This is a genomic window from Selenobaculum gibii, from assembly GCF_030273445.1.
GTDB lineage: Bacteria > Bacillota > Negativicutes > ICN-92133 > ICN-92133 > Selenobaculum > Selenobaculum gibii.
The window spans coordinates 792,885-807,756 of record NZ_CP120678.1; the positions used below are offsets into that span (position 1 = coordinate 792,885).

Sequence of the window (14,872 nt, forward strand, 5' to 3'; positions counted from 1 at the left end):
GGTCATTATAATAAAAAAACTCGCAATCGCGAGTTTTAATTTCAAATGGTGGCGGCGCAGAGATTCGAACTCCGGACACTGCGGGTATGAACCGCATGCTCTAGCCAACTGAGCTACGCCGCCGTATTTATGGAGCTAATGACCGGGATTGAACGGGTGACCTTATCCTTACCAAGGATAAGCTCTACCGGCTGAGCTACATCAGCGATCACTAACTTTTGTTTTGGTTGCGGGGGCAAGACTCGAACTTGCGACCTTCGGGTTATGAGCCCGACGAGCTACCAACTGCTCCACCCCGCGATATTAAATTAATGGTGGATGGGGTTGGATTCGAACCAACGAAGGCAGAGCCGGCAGATTTACAGTCTGCTCCCTTTAGCCACTCGGGAACCCATCCTTATTTATGGAGCTGGCGAGAGGACTTGAACCCCCAACCTGCTGATTACAAGTCAGCTGCTCTACCAATTGAGCTACACCAGCATGCCTTAACGACAATATACATTCTACTATGACAAAAAAAAAATGTCAATATAAAAAGAAAAAATAATATAATAAATATACAAGATATAAAATATTTTTTATATTGTAGAATATATAGAAGGAGAATTATTGAAAATGACGAAATAATTCACCTAGAGGCTTTATAACAAAAAATAAAAATTAGAGAGTTGATATGGGATTATGGAACAAAAAAACATCTGTGATAAGTTATTTTCGGAAGGAGCAATAGTTCCTGCAGTAAGGACGGTAGATGATTTTAAATTTGCTTTAAATATAAAATCATCTAGCATTATATTACTTTTTGGAGATATTATTATTTTGCCGTCTATCATTCAAGAAGCTAAAAAACATAATAAACGTATTTTGGTTCATTTAGATTTATTGGGTGGAATAGGTAAAGATCGGTCAGGGATTAGGTATCTCGCACGCATAGGTGTTACTGGAGCCATTACAACAAAGCCACAGCTAGTAAAATTTGCTCGCGAGGAAGGGATGATCGTCATTCAAAGATTGTTTGTAATGGATTCTGAGGCTTTAAAGTCAGGCATAAATTTATTAAGAAATTGTCGTCCTGATGCCGTTGAAATTTTACCAGCATCTGTTCCAAAATCAATTATTGAGGAATTGGTCAAAGAAACAAACTTACCTATTTTAGCTGGTGGGCTTATGCATACGATGGAAGATATTGAGCTGGCTATTCAGAATGGAGTTCATGCTGTTAGTACAAGTAAACGTGAGCTTTGGAAGTGATGTAAGAAAAAAATAAAAAAAATTAAAATCATGCAGGATTTTTAAAAAGTTTATCTAATTATACAAATATAAAATTAATTAAAGAAAATAAACAGCGAGATGACAGAGAGTTGTTTGAGTTAATAAAGAAGATGTATCTTAATGTCTTTCACTGTATATTCTTGCTAATTTTAAGGAATGTGAATAGATATTAAGATATTTTTATTTTTAGAGATATTCAAACCTTTCTCTCCTGTAAGTAAAAAATGAAAATATTTTTCAAAAATGTAAGAAAAATATAAAAAGGTTGCAGGAATTTATTAAAAAATAGCTAATATAATAGCTGTAGGAGTTACGGATATGTGAATGGGTGTAGTTGGACTAAAAAGTACGACATCCCATCTTATCATATTAATGCATACTAAAAGGGGTGATTGAAAAAAAGAAAAAAGAACAAGCGATGCTTGTTGGTTAAGAGGATTTATCAGACATTATTTTTTCATCTTAAAAAACAAAGTAATGGAGGGACTTATTCTCATGGAAAATTTATTAGGCGAAATTTTTGGTACCGCAGTACTTACTTGTATGGGGTGCGGCGTAGTTGCAAACGTTATCTTAAAAGGTAACAAAGGTGAAGGCAGCGGATGGATTGTAATCACTGCTGGATGGGGATTTGCGTGTATGTTAGGTGTTTTCACTGCGGTTTCATTAGGAGCTCCACAAGCTGACTTGAACCCAGCTGTTACACTTGCTAAAACTATGAATGGTGTTTATCAACCAGGTCATGCTGTTGTAACTATGGTTGCTGAAACATTTGGTGCTTTCTTAGGTGCTGTTGTTGCTTGGGCTGCTTATCTTCCACACTGGGAAGCTACTGAAGATCAAGCTACAAAATTAGGTGTATTCTCCACTGGCCCTGCTATTCGTAGCTATGGTGCAAACTTCCTTTGCGAAGCAATTGGTACTTTCATGCTTATGTTCTTAATCTGGGTAATCTTCAATGCAAACAATGGTCAATTACCTGCAGGTTTCGGCCCTTATTTAGTTGGTATGTTAATCTGGGCTTTAGGTTTAAGCTTAGGTGGTCCTACTGGATATGCAATCAACCCTGCTCGTGACCTTGGACCTCGTATAGCTCATGCGATTTTACCTATCCCTGGAAAAGGTAGCTCTGACTGGGCTTATTCTTGGGTGCCAATTCTTGGACCTCTAGCTGGTGGTGCTGTTGCATACTTCGTTGCGAAAGCTATCAACTTAATCTAATACTTTGGGATTTTGAAGTAATATTTAAAGTTGTTATGAAAAATGATATCTAGTTTTACTGATATTATATTACATCTGCTAAAACTAGATATCATATTAAGTTAATTCATAAAATTTAATGTCGAGGAGTGCTTAGAGAATTATGACAAAAAAATATGTGTTAGCGTTAGACCAAGGTACTACTAGTTCAAGATCAATCCTTTTTGATCAAAACTCAAACATTGTTGCTGTTGCACAAAGAGAATTTACACAAATTTTCCCTAAACCAGGTTGGGTTGAACATAATGCAAACGAAATTTGGTCAACTCAAATTGGTACGATTGCCGAAGTAATTGCAAACGCTGGTATTGAACCAAGCGAAATTGCTGCAATTGGTATCACTAACCAACGTGAAACTACAGTTGTTTGGGAAAAAAGCACTGGTAAACCTGTATATAATGCTATCGTATGGCAATCTCGTCAAACAATGGATATTTGTAATGATATCAAAGCTAAAGGCTTATCCGATACTTTCAGACAAAAAACTGGTTTAGTGGTAGATGCTTACTTCTCTGGTACGAAAGTAAAATGGATTTTAGATAATGTTGAAGGCGCTCGTGCAAAAGCTGAAGCAGGCGAATTGTTATTTGGTACGATGGATACTTGGTTGGTTTGGAAATTGACTGGCGGTAAAGTTCATGTTACTGACTATTCCAATGCTTCCCGTACTTTAATGTATAACATTCGTGATTTAAAATGGGATGATGAACTTCTTGAAATCCTTACAGTTCCAAAATCTATGCTTCCAGAAGTTAAACCTTCCAGTGAAGTTTATGGATTAACTACTCCTACTGTATTACAGGGTGCTGAAATTCCTATCGCTGGTATCGCTGGTGACCAACAAGCTGCTTTATTTGGTCAAACTTGCTTCAAACCAGGTATGGCTAAAAACACTTATGGTACTGGTTGTTTCATGCTTATGAACACTGGTAGTGAATTATATACATCCAAAAATGGATTGTTAACTACAATCGCTTGGGGTATTGAAGGTAAAGTAGAATATGCTCTTGAAGGTAGTATCTTCGTAGCTGGTTCTGCAGTTCAATGGTTACGTGACGGTTTAAAAGTTATTGAATCTGCTCCAGACTCTGAATACTATGCTCGTAAAGTTAAAGATTCTGAAGGTGTTTATGTAGTACCTGCATTCGTTGGTTTAGGTGCTCCATACTGGGATATGAAAGCTCGCGGTGCAATCTTCGGATTAACTCGTGGTACTAGCAAATCTCACATCATTCGTGCAACTTTAGATTCCATGGCTTACCAAACTAAAGATGTTCTTGGTGCTATGCAAGCTGATTCTGGTATTAGATTACAAGCATTGAAAGTTGACGGCGGTGCTGTTGCTAATAACTTGTTAATGCAATTCCAATCTGACTTGTTAGGCGTTCCAGTAGATCGTCCGCAAGTTGTTGAAACTACTGCTTTAGGTGCTGCTTATCTTGCAGGTCTAGCTGTTGGTGTTTGGAGTTCTAAAGAAGACTTAATTAGCAACTGGCAATTAAACAGACGTTTCGAACCAACAATGGATGAAGAAACTCGCGCTAAACTTTATGCTGGTTGGCAAAAAGCCGTTAAACGTTCCATGGAATGGGAAGATTAGTCCTAATAAATTCATAGGTATAAATATAAAAGTAAAAGGTGCTATCAGTGATAGCACCTTTTACTTTTATATTTATTTATAGGGTAAGGTAACATAGATTAATGATTTGTCCAATGAATAGCTAGGTCATCGGATCAATCATGATTGAGTATATAAATTACGTGAATATGTAATTTTAACCGATGTATGACTTTCTACAGATTGATTCGTCAATACTGTCTAAAGATGCAACCTCGTCTACAACTTTATCTAAATAGAATAATGCTTTATCAGCTTTATTCATTTGCAAATAGGATTGAATAACTTGTAGATGATTAATAAAGTCGTGCTGTTGCATTTTTAGGGCTTTACATGATACCTGGGTTTCAAATGATTTCTCCATATCAATTCTCCTCATCTAAGCTTTATTCTATTTTGTTCGACAAAAATTTACCTAATATGCTAAGTATATCTTGAATTTTAAATTTATACTATCAGAGTTATTCTGAAAATTTTGTAAGAAATTTATATTGTGAATCACTCTAACTTAGAAGAATAAAAAACTGGAACAAAGAAAAATTATTTTTTCTTTGTTCCAGTAAGTAATAAGGTGAAAATAGGATAGAGTTTTCCGATTTTATCAATACAGATAGCAACCAAGATACTAAAAAAAGTTACAGCAAAGAAGAATAAAATCGTTATAGGAGCTGTCATTAATTTCCCTTGGGAAGCAAGGAAAAGAGCGAAATAATAAATGGCAAAAGGATGAAAAAGATAAACAAAATAAGAATGCTTTCCTAATAGTGAACAAAAAATTCTTATTTGCTTAGGGAGAGTTTTGAATGTAAAGATATAGAATAGAAATAAGGTTGTTCCGATTGTGTAAAAAATTCCTGCGGGGCTTAATTGATGAGCAGTATTAATTGCAGATTCAGTTGAATACCCTAATAAATATAATAATGAATAATAGTATCCTAAGATCCCAAATAGGGAAAGAAAGAAAAGTAAAGTAATTTTTCGAGAATATCTTTTTAAAAAAATTAGAAAATTTTCATAATGAATAGAGCAATAGGCGCCTAAAATAAATATAAATAAGTAGTGAAATACCCAATAATTTAAACGATAGTCAATCAGATGATTGATGAAAAAACTGGAGGAGTTTCCAGTAAGAATATAACTGGAATAATAATCAAAAGCAATTTGGAAAATTAATAAAAAAATCAATCTGAGCTTTGTCATATGCTTCACCATTTTTATCCATAGGGGCATCAATAAATAGAACCACAATAAAATCACCATAAAATATAATTGATAAGAAGCTAATCCAAAGAATAAACAATTTATCAGAGACGGAATAGAACAAAAAGAGTACTCTTTATAAGTTAAGGTGTAATGAAGTAGATAAAGAAACGACCATGTTAGATATGGTAACAATACAGAGTGCATTCGCCGCAGCAAGAAATCTTTATAAGCAAATGGTTGATTAAGATCACGTTTGTAAAATAAGCCAAAGGCAGAAATGAAAAAGAAAATAGGCACACTAAATCGAGTTACTATTTCTAATAATGCAATTAAGTGTATATTATTGAAAGTATTTGATAAATATTGTGACCCTGTATGAATACCAATGACTCCAAGCATGGCTATACCGCGCATATATTCTAATGCAACAATTCTTTTTTTTGCCATAATGAAGAAATCTCCTATACAATTTAGTTTTGTTTTATTATTGGTAAAGTTACCCTTTGTTATTATAAATTGTATTGCTAAAGAAGTAAATATTTTCGATTATTTATGATCTGAAGTTTTATATAATTTAAGTCTTAGTAATAACTTAAAAGAGAAAAAATTTAAGAGTTTTTGTAAATTTTATTGATATTTAAAAGGAAAATGATGATTTATGAAAGGGAGATATGTTAAAATATGATTATAAACATTTATTAGGAGGGATTGTCATGAAAAATGTTACAATACAGTTATTAACTGTTTTTGTTATTAGTGGAATATTAAAATGCATTTTTCTTTCTTCGTTTGCTAGTATATTCATTGATTTGGCAGTATTAGGGGCAATTTATATTTTATTACGCCGTCAATATCCATATTACTCAATAAAAAAGATTATGTTGTATATTTCAGGAATGACGGTTGTATCAATTTTAGTGGATATAGGGATATTACGTGCTGATATTGGTAATTTAATTATTTTGGCCATTTTAGGATGGATGTTTTTTGGTGGTGGAAATATTATCGGTGGTTATAGGCGAAGATAATAAGAAAGGACAGTTATTTTATAACTGCCCTTTTTCTCATCTAAAGGTAATTTCTTAATTAGATAATCGTATTTGTTTCTACATTATATTGTAATACAGAAAAGTAAGAGGTTGTGTTACCTTCAGTAAAGGTGACATTTCCATGAAAAGTTGCGATTTTAGTCTTCCAATTATAATCTACCTGGTTTGCTGTAATTGTTGTATAATTTGTCTCTAATTTTACTCCGCCATCTATTTGAGCTAAGGAACTTTTACCATTTACATAAACCTGATCGCCATAAAAAGATAAATCATTTTGTGTAACCTCTACACCGTCAGTTCCCCATACTTCAAGTGAGATGACATTAACTCGTGCTTTTCCAGCTTTTATAACTCTACTATTTGTCGATACAGAAACATTTCCTTCAAGAAGATATTGTCCGCTGGCAATGTCAAATGTTTTACGATCTGAGGTAATTGTTGGCTTTGCATAAACGGAAGATGTTGTGATAAAAATGAGAAGAAGTAGTAAACAATATATTTTCAATTTTTTCATTGGGTGAAATCATCCTTTCTCGTTTGTAGTATAACAAATATTTTAAGAAAAAGCATTGTAAAAAAAGTGAAATAATGTGAGGCGATAAAAGATGACAATCCGTGAAGGAATCGAAGAGCGAGAATATTTGAACTTGTCACCCCTAGCCTGTAAAAGTAAAGATAGTAAAAGAAGATTCAAGGAAGAGCCATGTGATTTCCGCACTGATTTTCAACGTGATAGAGATAGGATTATTCACAGTAAAGCCTTTAGACGTTTAAAACACAAAACTCAAGTTTATATTGCGCCAGGTGATCATTATCGAATGCGAATGACACATAGTCTCGAAGTAGCTCAAATTGCTAGAACGATTGCTCGGGGGTTAAATTTAAATGAAGATTTGACTGAGGCTGCTGCTTTAGGCCATGATGTTGGACATACTCCATTTGGTCATGTTGGAGAGGATGCGATGAAAGAGATATTAGGGCATTTTAGGCATAATGAACAGAGTTTACGTGTTGTTGAGTACTTAGAGCAAAATGGCGAGGGGTTAAACTTAACAAATGAAGTAAAGGATGCAATTTTAAATCATTCAGGCAGAAACCTACCCTCTACGTTAGAAGGAAAAATAGTCCGAATTTCTGATCGGATCGCGTATCTTTGCCATGATTATGATGATGGAATACGTGCGGGTCGTTTGACACCCAATATGTTGCCTAAAGATGTAGCTGAAATTTTTGGAATTAGACCGTCTAAAATGATTACGGCTATGGTGTCCGATATGATTCTTACATCAAGCGGTAAAAATGATATTATACTATCTGAAAGTGTTCAGAAAAGCATGGATGAATTTAGAGATTTTATGTTTGAGACTATATATCATGCTAAAGATTTAGAAATAGAAAGAAAAAAAGCGGCTTATGTTATTCATACTTTATATGAGTATTTTTTCTCGCATCCGGATAAGTTGCCAGAAGATTTTCGAAAGCGTGAAAATAGATGGGGATTAGCATTAACTGTTGCTGATTATATTGCTGGCTTAACAGATTTATTTGCGATTAAAACTTTTGAGGATATTTTTATTCCGTCTACTATGTTTGGCGATTAAAAAAAGTCACACGCTGAAAATATCAGTGTGTGACTTTTAAGTTCGAAACTGTAACAAATTTGAAGAATATTGTCAATAGGGAAAAAGGATATTTGAATTTTATATTGAATATAATTATAACATGAGATGGATTTTCGAATGAATAGTAAAATTATCTTAAATTTTGTCGAAAATATCCATTTAGATGGAAGGTTTTCTAATTTTATCTCTATTAGGCAGGAAAATGTAGAATCTTGGCGAATCTATGTAGGATGTTTCAATTATTCATCATTTGAATGAAAAATAATCGTTTTTGATTTTAACAGGCTCAATGAAGGGTTGGTTATGGAAAAAATAATATTTAATGAGTTTGTTGAACAAGTTTTAACTTCGAGTGATATTGTCGTAGTTGTTTCTGAATATGTGTCACTAAAAAAGAAGGGTACGAAATATTGGGGCTGTTGTCCTTTTCACAATGAAAAAACGCCGTCTTTTTCTGTTAGTCCGGATAAAGGGCTTTTTTATTGTTTTGGGTGTCAGGTGGGTGGAAATGTTGCTTCTTTTATCTCTAAATATGAGAATATTAGTTGGTTTGAAGCTATAAAATTATTAGCGCAAAAAGCAAACATTCCATTACCAGAGAAGGAAAAAACCTCTGAAGAAATAGCCAGAGAAAAAGAAATGCATCGTTTGTGGAATGTACAGGATTTAGCAAAGGACTTTTTTTATGCTTGTTTAACGAAAACGAATTACGGAATAGAAGCTAAAAATTATTTATTTGGACGCGGTATTGGACAGAATATTATTGATGAGTTTAAATTAGGGTTTGCACCTAATGCATGGGATAAGTTAAGTCGCGCATTTAAAAAGCGAGGGATAAGTGATTTATTACTTGTTAAATCTGGACTAGCTGCAGAAAGAAAAAATGAAGGTGTCTATGATCGGTTTCGTAATCGTGTAATATTTCCTATTATCGATGAAAAGAATCATGTAGTTGGGTTTGGTGGACGGGTTCTAGACGATAGTCAGCCTAAATATTTGAACTCTCCAGAAACAGTGATTTTCAATAAAAGAAATATTTTATTTGGGCTTCATCTTGCGCGTGAGCACATAAAAAAAGAAAGGTGTGCAATTGTTGTTGAAGGGTATATGGATGCTGTAACTGCGCATAGTAATGGAATAAAAAATGTCGTTGCATCATTAGGTACTGCTTTTACAAAACAGCAAGCAAAGAGATTGTTAAGATATGCAGAAAAAATTCTGTTTGCATATGATAGTGATGCAGCAGGACAAAATGCTACAGTACGTGCTTTGTCTATTGTACGCAATCTTGGTGCTGAGGTAAGTGTTATATCAATTCCTGATGGAAAAGATCCCGATGAATTTATTCGTAAACATGGTGCCGAAGCATTTAGAAAACTGGCAGATCATGCTTTACCATTGTTAGATTATCAAGTAGATAAAGCTTTACGTGATTATGATTATACAACTTTGGATGGTAAAGTTGCCGTAGTTGCAGATGTAGTTCCAGTTTTGGCAGAAACGGATAATGCAGTTGAAGTAAATGCTTATATTGCTAAAATCTCGCAAACTCTAGGTATTGATGAAAGTGCAGTCAGAAGTGAAATTCAAAAATATCTACAAAAAAATAAACAGGATAATAATGTAAAAAAAGGGCAAGCTATAGAAATGAATACTATTGTGCAACGTGTTGATAGTGCTGCATTAGGTGCAGAGCGTCATATCATACGCTTATTATGGGAAGATAACAATATAATACCTTATGTAGAAGCACAATTGCAAATAGATGAATTTAAGAATAAAGATCATAGAGAGATTATGCAATTTTTATCAGATGTTCATAAAAAGGGTCAGAGTACTTCTGATATTGGGATATCGTTAAATTTGAGCGATTCTGCAAATAATGAATTATCTCGTTGTTTGCTAAATGAATTCGAGGATAGTGACAATGTACAGTTAGTAGATGATTGTATTAAGTCAATTCATTTAGCACATTTAAAGGATTTGTATGAAAAGCATAGATTACGAGCAGATCAATTAGAACGTATGGGGGATGAAGGCTTTTTGCAGGAATTGGCGGAAAGTCAACGAATAAAATATGAGATTAATAAGATGTATGATTGATGGGGTAGATAGATTTATGAATACAATGAAAAATTCTATATTTGCAGTGAAAGGAGGGATTTAAATGGCAGATAAGAAAACGGCATCATCGGCGCATGTAAATAATGAAGTTGTGGAAAAGTTACTTGCGAAAGGGAAGAAACATGGCGGAGTGTTAACTTATAGTGAAATTATGGATGCACTTCAAAGTGAAGATTTATCTCCAGATGAAATTGATGATATGTATGAGGTTTTTTCGAGTAAAGGGATTGAGATTGTTGATGAAGGACATGATTCGGAAAGACTTGATGATAATGATGACGTAAACTTAGATGATCATGGAAATGATGATACAGATATTGATTTAAGTATTCCAGAGGGTATTAGTATAGATGATCCAGTAAGAATGTATCTAAAAGAAATCGGTAGAGTACCTCTTTTAACTGCAGAAGAAGAAATTCGTTTGGCGAAGCGCATGGAAGAAGGCGATGAGGAGGCAAAACGACGTTTAGCAGAGGCAAATTTACGTCTAGTAGTAAGTATTGCGAAACGTTATGTTGGACGCGGAATGCTATTTTTGGATTTAATTCAAGAAGGGAATCTTGGTTTAATTAAAGCCGTTGAGAAGTTTGACTATAATAAAGGATATAAATTTAGTACGTATGCAACGTGGTGGATTCGTCAAGCAATTACGCGTGCGATTGCTGACCAGGCAAGAACGATTCGTATTCCTGTACACATGGTGGAAACAATTAATAAATTAATTCGTGTATCACGTCAGCTTTTACAGGAACTTGGTAGAGAACCATTGCCTGAGGAAATTGCTAAACAAATGGGAATAGCTGTAGAGCGAGTACGTGAAATCATGAAAATCGCTCAAGAACCAGTTTCATTAGAAACGCCAATTGGCGAAGAAGAAGATTCTCATTTAGGTGACTTTATTGAAGACCAGGATGCACCAGCACCGGCTGAAGCTGCTTCCTTTATGCTACTAAAAGAACAATTAGAAGAAGTTCTAGAAACTCTTACGCCAAGGGAAGAAAAAGTTCTTCGATTACGTTTTGGATTAGATGATGGAAGAGCTAGAACACTTGAAGAAGTTGGGCAAAATTTTGGGGTAACTCGTGAACGTATTCGTCAAATTGAAGCGAAAGCTTTAAGAAAGTTACGTCATCCAAGTAGAAGTAAGAAATTAAAAGATTTCTTAGAATAAATATACTAGTAAAAAAGTTGCTAAGTATATGGCTAGATGCTTGACAAGATATTTTCGTTTATGTATAATATTTCTTGTTGGCAACATTCCTTGATAGCTCAGTTGGTAGAGCAATCGGCTGTTAACCGATCGGTCGTAGGTTCGAGTCCTACTCAAGGAGCCAATTTTTTGGGCCTATAGCTCAGCGGTAGAGCAACCGGCTCATAACCGGTTGGTCCCTGGTTCGATCCCAGGTGGGCCCACCATTTTGAGTGAAATGGTATCGGTTAAAATTCTATATGGGCGATTAGCTCAGCTGGGAGAGCGCCTGCCTTACAAGCAGGATGTCAGCAGTTCGATCCTGTTATCGCCCACCATGTATGAATTGATAATGCAAAGCTTTTGAGCTTTGCATTTTTTAGTATATCACCGTTTGGGGGATGAAAGATGAAATTAGGAAATCGTTTAATGGCAGTTGCGAATTTTGTGGAAAAAAACTGTGTTATTGCTGATATAGGAACAGATCATGCTTATTTGCCGATTTATTTAGTTGAAGAAAAAATCGTTGCGAGAGCTTTTGCCTGTGATGTCCATACGGGGCCTTATCAGGCTGCTAAACAAGCAGTAAAAAACTATTTACTAGAAGATAAAATAGAAGTAAGACTGGGTGATGGCATTCGTGTTTTAAAACCTAATGAAGCCACTTTTTTAACGATTGCTGGTATGGGTGGAACTACTATGGTGGAAATTTTATCTGCAAAGCCAGAGGTTTTAGCTGGTGTAAAAGGCATGGCTTTACAGCCGCAAAATGCAACAAGTAGTTTAAGAAATTGGTTGTGGAATAATGGATGGCGCATTGAAGATGAAGATTTAGTCATTGATGAAGGCAGATTATATGAAATAATTTTGGCAAAGCCAGGACAAGATGCATGGAGAGATGAAAGTCTTAGTGATATCGGTACAATATTATGGAAGAAGCGACATCCCTTATTAAAGAATCACATACAAAATCTTTTAATGCAAAGTAAGCGTATTTTAATGGCAATGGAAAAGAGTGAAGATGTTAAACAATCGGAAAAATACAAAATTGAACGAAATAAAGTAAAAGGACTAGAGGAGCGATTAAAATGTCTATAAAATGCCAAGTAATGATGGATGTAATGGAAAAAATTGCGCCACGTCATTTAGCGGAAAGTTGGGATAATGTTGGGCTTATGATTGGCAGTCCCAGTAGAGACATTCAAAAGATTATGGTATGTTTGGATGTAAGCGAGGCTGTTATTAAACGTTCAATAGAGCAAAAGGTTGATTGTATCATTTCTCATCATCCATTTATTTTTAAAGCAATGAAAAACTTACGGATGGATTTACCACAAGGACGATTAATTGAAAAAATAATAAAAAATGAAATTGTTATCTTTTCGGCGCATACAAATTTAGATATTGCAAATCATGGAGTAAATGACGTATTAGCAGAAAAATTATCACTAAAAGATACAAAACCTCTGTCGATCACTGATTCGGAAGCTTTAGTAAAACTTGTTGTATTTATTCCGGAAGATTATGTAAGTGTTGTACAAATGGCGATTGCAAAAGCAGGTGCTGGTCATATCGGAAATTATAGTCATTGCACATTTCAGGTAAAGGGACAAGGCACTTTTATGCCTTTGGCAGGTACAATTCCGTTTATAGGTAAACAAGGTAAGTTGGAATATGTAAATGAAGTGCGCTTAGAAACGATTATGCCGGAAAAAATTGCTCATCGGGTTGTTAGAGCAATGATGAAAGCACATCCGTATGAAGAGGTTGCCTATGATTTGTATCCGGTAAAACAATCAGGAGAAGCATTTGGTTTAGGGAGAATTGGAAAACTTGAAAAGCCGTTAAAAGCTCTGGAGTTTATTCAAATAGCAAAAGAATCGCTAAAAGCTGAGCAAGTACGTTTTGTTGGTGATACGAATACGATGATTCAAAAAGTTGCAATATGTAGCGGTAGTGGGGCTGAATTTATTGGAAAAGCTGCCTATGCAGGCGCAGATTTATTTGTAACTGGTGATTTAAAATATCATGATGCACAAAGAGGACTAGATGCTGGAATTTGTATTCTTGATGCAGGCCATTTTGCAACAGAAATGCCCGTACTAGAAGTAGTGGCTAAGTATTTACAAGCAGAAAAAGAAAAACAAAAATGGGATATAGAAGTCGTTTATGATGATTTTAGTCAAGATGTTTTTACTGCATTTTAATATTGACGAATTTTAAAAAAAGGAATACAATTTTAATTGTGTAATACACTTAAAATTGTATATATTGCAAGGGAGCTCATGTTATGGGCTGAGAGTGGACTATAAGCACCTGACCTTTTTACCTGATCGGGATAATGCCCGCGTAGGAAGCGAGATAAACGTGATGAAACGTTTATTTATTTCAGTATCTATGTTATACGCCTAACCTATACGGGAAGGCGTATTTTTTATGCCTTTCGACTAGTTTTCCAATTACTGGAATCCGGATAGAAGAAAAATATCCCGAATCAAATATTATTTTACAAGCGATATATACGTTAGTTCTTTTTGAAAGGGTGGATGTCAATGGAAATAACGTTAAATGGAAAAGTGATGCAAGTTGCAGGTCAAATAACGGTTCAAACGTTAATTCAAACGCAAAGTTTGCCAGGAAAACGAATTGTCGTTGAGTGTAATGGTGAAATCGTACAAGCTAAGGATTGGAATCGTGTGATTATTAAAGCGCATGACCGTTTAGAGATTGTAACATTTGTAGGAGGCGGCTGATATGCAAGATATTTTAAAAATAGGTAAAACTAAAATAATGAGCAGATTATTTATTGGGTCAGGAAAATTTGGTTCAAATAAGTTGATGCCAGAAGCAATTCAGGCAGCTAAGGCTCAGGTAGTTACTGTTGCTGTACGTAGAATTGATATGGACTATCCAGAAGAAAATATATTGAATTTTATTCCTAAAGATTGTATTGTTATGCCAAATACGTCTGGAGCGAGAAACGCAGAGGAAGCGGTGAGAATTGCCCGTTTAGCTAGAGCCTCTGGCTGTGGTGATTGGATTAAAATTGAAGTTATTTCAGACAATCGCTATCTATTGCCTGATAATGAGGAAACGATCAAAGCAACAGAGATTTTGGCAGCGGAAGGCTTTACGGTACTTCCTTATATGTGTCCGGATTTAATGGCAGCAAAGCGGCTGAAAAAAGCAGGTGCTGCTGCTGTTATGCCGCTTGGATCTCCTATTGGCAGTAATCGAGGTTTACAGACGAAAGAGTTGATTCGAATTTTAATTGAGGAAATTGATTTGCCAATTATCGTAGATGCTGGAATAGGAAAGCCTTCTGATGCAACGGAGGCGATGGAAATGGGAGCAGCAGCAGTTTTGTTAAATACAGCAATTGCTACAGCAAAGTCTCCTGTGCTGATGGCAGAAGCTTTTGCACTAGCTGTAGAAGCTGGACGTAAAGCTTATTTGGCAGGTTTGGGTAGAGTAATTGGAGCTGGTGCGAGTGCTTCCTCACCGTTAACTGGCTTTTTACATGAGTAGGTGAGCA

Annotated in this window: 14 protein-coding genes, 8 tRNA genes and 1 riboswitch; of the genes, 14 read left to right on the forward strand and 8 right to left on the reverse strand. The window is 35.1% G+C overall.

Annotated features, from left to right (window positions below):
- Positions 1–46: 46 nt before the first annotated feature.
- From P3F81_RS03685 to P3F81_RS03705, 5 genes are all read right to left on the reverse strand, one after another.
- Positions 47–123, reverse strand: a tRNA-Met gene (locus tag P3F81_RS03685).
- A gap of 7 nt (positions 124–130) precedes the next feature.
- Positions 131–206: transfer RNA gene (locus tag P3F81_RS03690), tRNA-Thr, on the reverse strand.
- A gap of 18 nt (positions 207–224) precedes the next feature.
- Positions 225–300, reverse strand: a tRNA-Met gene (locus P3F81_RS03695).
- A gap of 12 nt (positions 301–312) precedes the next feature.
- Positions 313–397: transfer RNA gene (locus tag P3F81_RS03700), tRNA-Tyr, on the reverse strand.
- A 7-nt stretch (positions 398–404) separates the two neighbouring features.
- Positions 405–480: transfer RNA gene (locus P3F81_RS03705), tRNA-Thr, on the reverse strand.
- A gap of 201 nt (positions 481–681) precedes the next feature.
- Between P3F81_RS03705 and P3F81_RS03710 the strand changes: the two genes are divergently transcribed.
- The 3 genes from P3F81_RS03710 to glpK all read left to right on the forward strand — a co-directional run bounded on the left by P3F81_RS03710 (position 682) and on the right by glpK (position 4,132).
- On the forward strand, positions 682–1,251 hold the full coding sequence (locus P3F81_RS03710; protein ID WP_147667740.1) for a glycerol-3-phosphate responsive antiterminator: 570 nt from the start codon (positions 682–684) through the stop codon (positions 1,249–1,251).
- Between the two features lie 498 nt (positions 1,252–1,749).
- On the forward strand, positions 1,750–2,493 hold the full coding sequence (locus P3F81_RS03715; RefSeq protein WP_309320634.1) for an MIP/aquaporin family protein: 744 nt from the start codon (positions 1,750–1,752) through the stop codon (positions 2,491–2,493).
- 142 nt (positions 2,494–2,635) lie between these two features.
- On the forward strand, positions 2,636–4,132 hold the full coding sequence (gene glpK / locus P3F81_RS03720) for a glycerol kinase GlpK (RefSeq protein ID WP_147667741.1): 1,497 nt from the start codon (positions 2,636–2,638) through the stop codon (positions 4,130–4,132).
- Positions 4,133–4,307: 175 nt separating this feature from the next.
- Here glpK and P3F81_RS03725 read toward each other — a convergent pair whose 3' ends face one another.
- Both P3F81_RS03725 and P3F81_RS03730 read right to left on the reverse strand, forming a co-directional pair.
- Positions 4,308–4,514: a Spo0B domain-containing protein gene (locus P3F81_RS03725; RefSeq protein WP_309320635.1), complete on the reverse strand. Its 207-nt coding sequence runs from the start codon at positions 4,512–4,514 to the stop codon at positions 4,308–4,310.
- Positions 4,515–4,690: 176 nt separating this feature from the next.
- A complete protein-coding gene (locus P3F81_RS03730) occupies positions 4,691–5,800 on the reverse strand; it encodes an acyltransferase (protein ID WP_147667743.1) in 1,110 nt (369 codons plus the stop codon).
- A gap of 266 nt (positions 5,801–6,066) precedes the next feature.
- Here P3F81_RS03730 and P3F81_RS03735 point away from each other — a divergent pair, with 266 nt between their 5' ends.
- Positions 6,067–6,381, forward strand: a complete 315-nt coding sequence (locus P3F81_RS03735; protein ID WP_147667744.1) for a hypothetical protein — start codon at positions 6,067–6,069, stop codon at positions 6,379–6,381.
- A gap of 58 nt (positions 6,382–6,439) precedes the next feature.
- On the opposite strand, the gene P3F81_RS03740 is transcribed toward P3F81_RS03735, so the two are convergent.
- Positions 6,440–6,916: an OstA-like protein gene (locus P3F81_RS03740; RefSeq protein ID WP_147667745.1), complete on the reverse strand. Its 477-nt coding sequence runs from the start codon at positions 6,914–6,916 to the stop codon at positions 6,440–6,442.
- Between the two features lie 91 nt (positions 6,917–7,007).
- On the opposite strand from P3F81_RS03740, the gene P3F81_RS03745 reads away from it, so the two are divergent.
- The 10 genes from P3F81_RS03745 to P3F81_RS03790 all read left to right on the forward strand — a co-directional run bounded on the left by P3F81_RS03745 (position 7,008) and on the right by P3F81_RS03790 (position 14,865).
- The gene (locus tag P3F81_RS03745) at positions 7,008–8,003 is read left to right on the forward strand and encodes a deoxyguanosinetriphosphate triphosphohydrolase (protein WP_147667746.1); all 996 of its coding nucleotides are present in this window, start codon (positions 7,008–7,010) and stop codon (positions 8,001–8,003) included.
- 324 nt (positions 8,004–8,327) lie between these two features.
- Positions 8,328–10,127, forward strand: coding sequence for a DNA primase (gene dnaG / locus P3F81_RS03750; RefSeq protein WP_147667747.1), 1,800 nt, complete (start codon positions 8,328–8,330; stop codon positions 10,125–10,127).
- 64 nt (positions 10,128–10,191) lie between these two features.
- Positions 10,192–11,319 carry an RNA polymerase sigma factor RpoD gene (rpoD, locus tag P3F81_RS03755; protein WP_147667748.1) on the forward strand — a complete coding sequence of 376 codons (1,128 nt, stop codon included), beginning with the start codon at positions 10,192–10,194 and terminating at the stop codon, positions 11,317–11,319.
- Positions 11,320–11,406: 87 nt separating this feature from the next.
- Positions 11,407–11,482, forward strand: a tRNA-Asn gene (locus P3F81_RS03760).
- Positions 11,483–11,489: 7 nt separating this feature from the next.
- Positions 11,490–11,564, forward strand: a tRNA-Ile gene (locus P3F81_RS03765).
- Positions 11,565–11,599: 35 nt separating this feature from the next.
- Positions 11,600–11,675: transfer RNA gene (locus P3F81_RS03770), tRNA-Val, on the forward strand.
- Between the two features lie 70 nt (positions 11,676–11,745).
- Positions 11,746–12,435, forward strand: a complete 690-nt coding sequence (locus P3F81_RS03775) for a tRNA (adenine(22)-N(1))-methyltransferase (protein ID WP_147667749.1) — start codon at positions 11,746–11,748, stop codon at positions 12,433–12,435.
- Positions 12,426–13,544 carry a Nif3-like dinuclear metal center hexameric protein gene (locus P3F81_RS03780; RefSeq protein WP_147667750.1) on the forward strand — a complete coding sequence of 373 codons (1,119 nt, stop codon included), beginning with the start codon at positions 12,426–12,428 and terminating at the stop codon, positions 13,542–13,544. The genes P3F81_RS03775 and P3F81_RS03780 overlap by 10 nt, the downstream gene beginning before the upstream one ends.
- Positions 13,545–13,602: 58 nt before the next feature.
- Positions 13,603–13,710, forward strand: a riboswitch (TPP riboswitch).
- Between the two features lie 179 nt (positions 13,711–13,889).
- Positions 13,890–14,090, forward strand: coding sequence for a sulfur carrier protein ThiS (gene thiS, locus P3F81_RS03785; RefSeq protein WP_309320636.1), 201 nt, complete (start codon positions 13,890–13,892; stop codon positions 14,088–14,090).
- Position 14,091: 1 nt separating this feature from the next.
- Positions 14,092–14,865 (forward strand): thiazole synthase, encoded by a 774-nt coding sequence (locus tag P3F81_RS03790; protein ID WP_147667752.1) that lies wholly within the window; start codon positions 14,092–14,094, stop codon positions 14,863–14,865.
- The last annotated feature ends 7 nt before the right edge of the window (positions 14,866–14,872 follow it).

What these genes read in the sequence shown, in the direction of transcription:
- P3F81_RS03780 (WP_147667750.1), top strand. Translation starts at nt 12,426, where the DNA reads ATGTCTATAAAATGCCAAGTAATGATGGATGTAATGGAAAAAATTGCG.
- P3F81_RS03710 (WP_147667740.1), top strand. Translation starts at nt 682, where the DNA reads ATGGAACAAAAAAACATCTGTGATAAGTTATTTTCGGAAGGAGCAATA.
- P3F81_RS03790 (WP_147667752.1), top strand. Translation starts at nt 14,092, where the DNA reads ATGCAAGATATTTTAAAAATAGGTAAAACTAAAATAATGAGCAGATTA.
- dnaG (WP_147667747.1), top strand. Translation starts at nt 8,328, where the DNA reads ATGGAAAAAATAATATTTAATGAGTTTGTTGAACAAGTTTTAACTTCG.
- P3F81_RS03745 (WP_147667746.1), top strand. Translation starts at nt 7,008, where the DNA reads ATGACAATCCGTGAAGGAATCGAAGAGCGAGAATATTTGAACTTGTCA.
- P3F81_RS03715 (WP_309320634.1), top strand. Translation starts at nt 1,750, where the DNA reads ATGGAGGGACTTATTCTCATGGAAAATTTATTAGGCGAAATTTTTGGT.
- P3F81_RS03730 (WP_147667743.1), bottom strand. Translation starts at nt 5,800, where the DNA reads ATGGCAAAAAAAAGAATTGTTGCATTAGAATATATGCGCGGTATAGCC.
- P3F81_RS03740 (WP_147667745.1), bottom strand. Translation starts at nt 6,916, where the DNA reads ATGAAAAAATTGAAAATATATTGTTTACTACTTCTTCTCATTTTTATC.
- rpoD (WP_147667748.1), top strand. Translation starts at nt 10,192, where the DNA reads ATGGCAGATAAGAAAACGGCATCATCGGCGCATGTAAATAATGAAGTT.
- P3F81_RS03735 (WP_147667744.1), top strand. Translation starts at nt 6,067, where the DNA reads ATGAAAAATGTTACAATACAGTTATTAACTGTTTTTGTTATTAGTGGA.
- glpK (WP_147667741.1), top strand. Translation starts at nt 2,636, where the DNA reads ATGACAAAAAAATATGTGTTAGCGTTAGACCAAGGTACTACTAGTTCA.
- thiS (WP_309320636.1), top strand. Translation starts at nt 13,890, where the DNA reads ATGGAAATAACGTTAAATGGAAAAGTGATGCAAGTTGCAGGTCAAATA.
- P3F81_RS03725 (WP_309320635.1), bottom strand. Translation starts at nt 4,514, where the DNA reads ATGGAGAAATCATTTGAAACCCAGGTATCATGTAAAGCCCTAAAAATG.
- P3F81_RS03775 (WP_147667749.1), top strand. Translation starts at nt 11,746, where the DNA reads ATGAAATTAGGAAATCGTTTAATGGCAGTTGCGAATTTTGTGGAAAAA.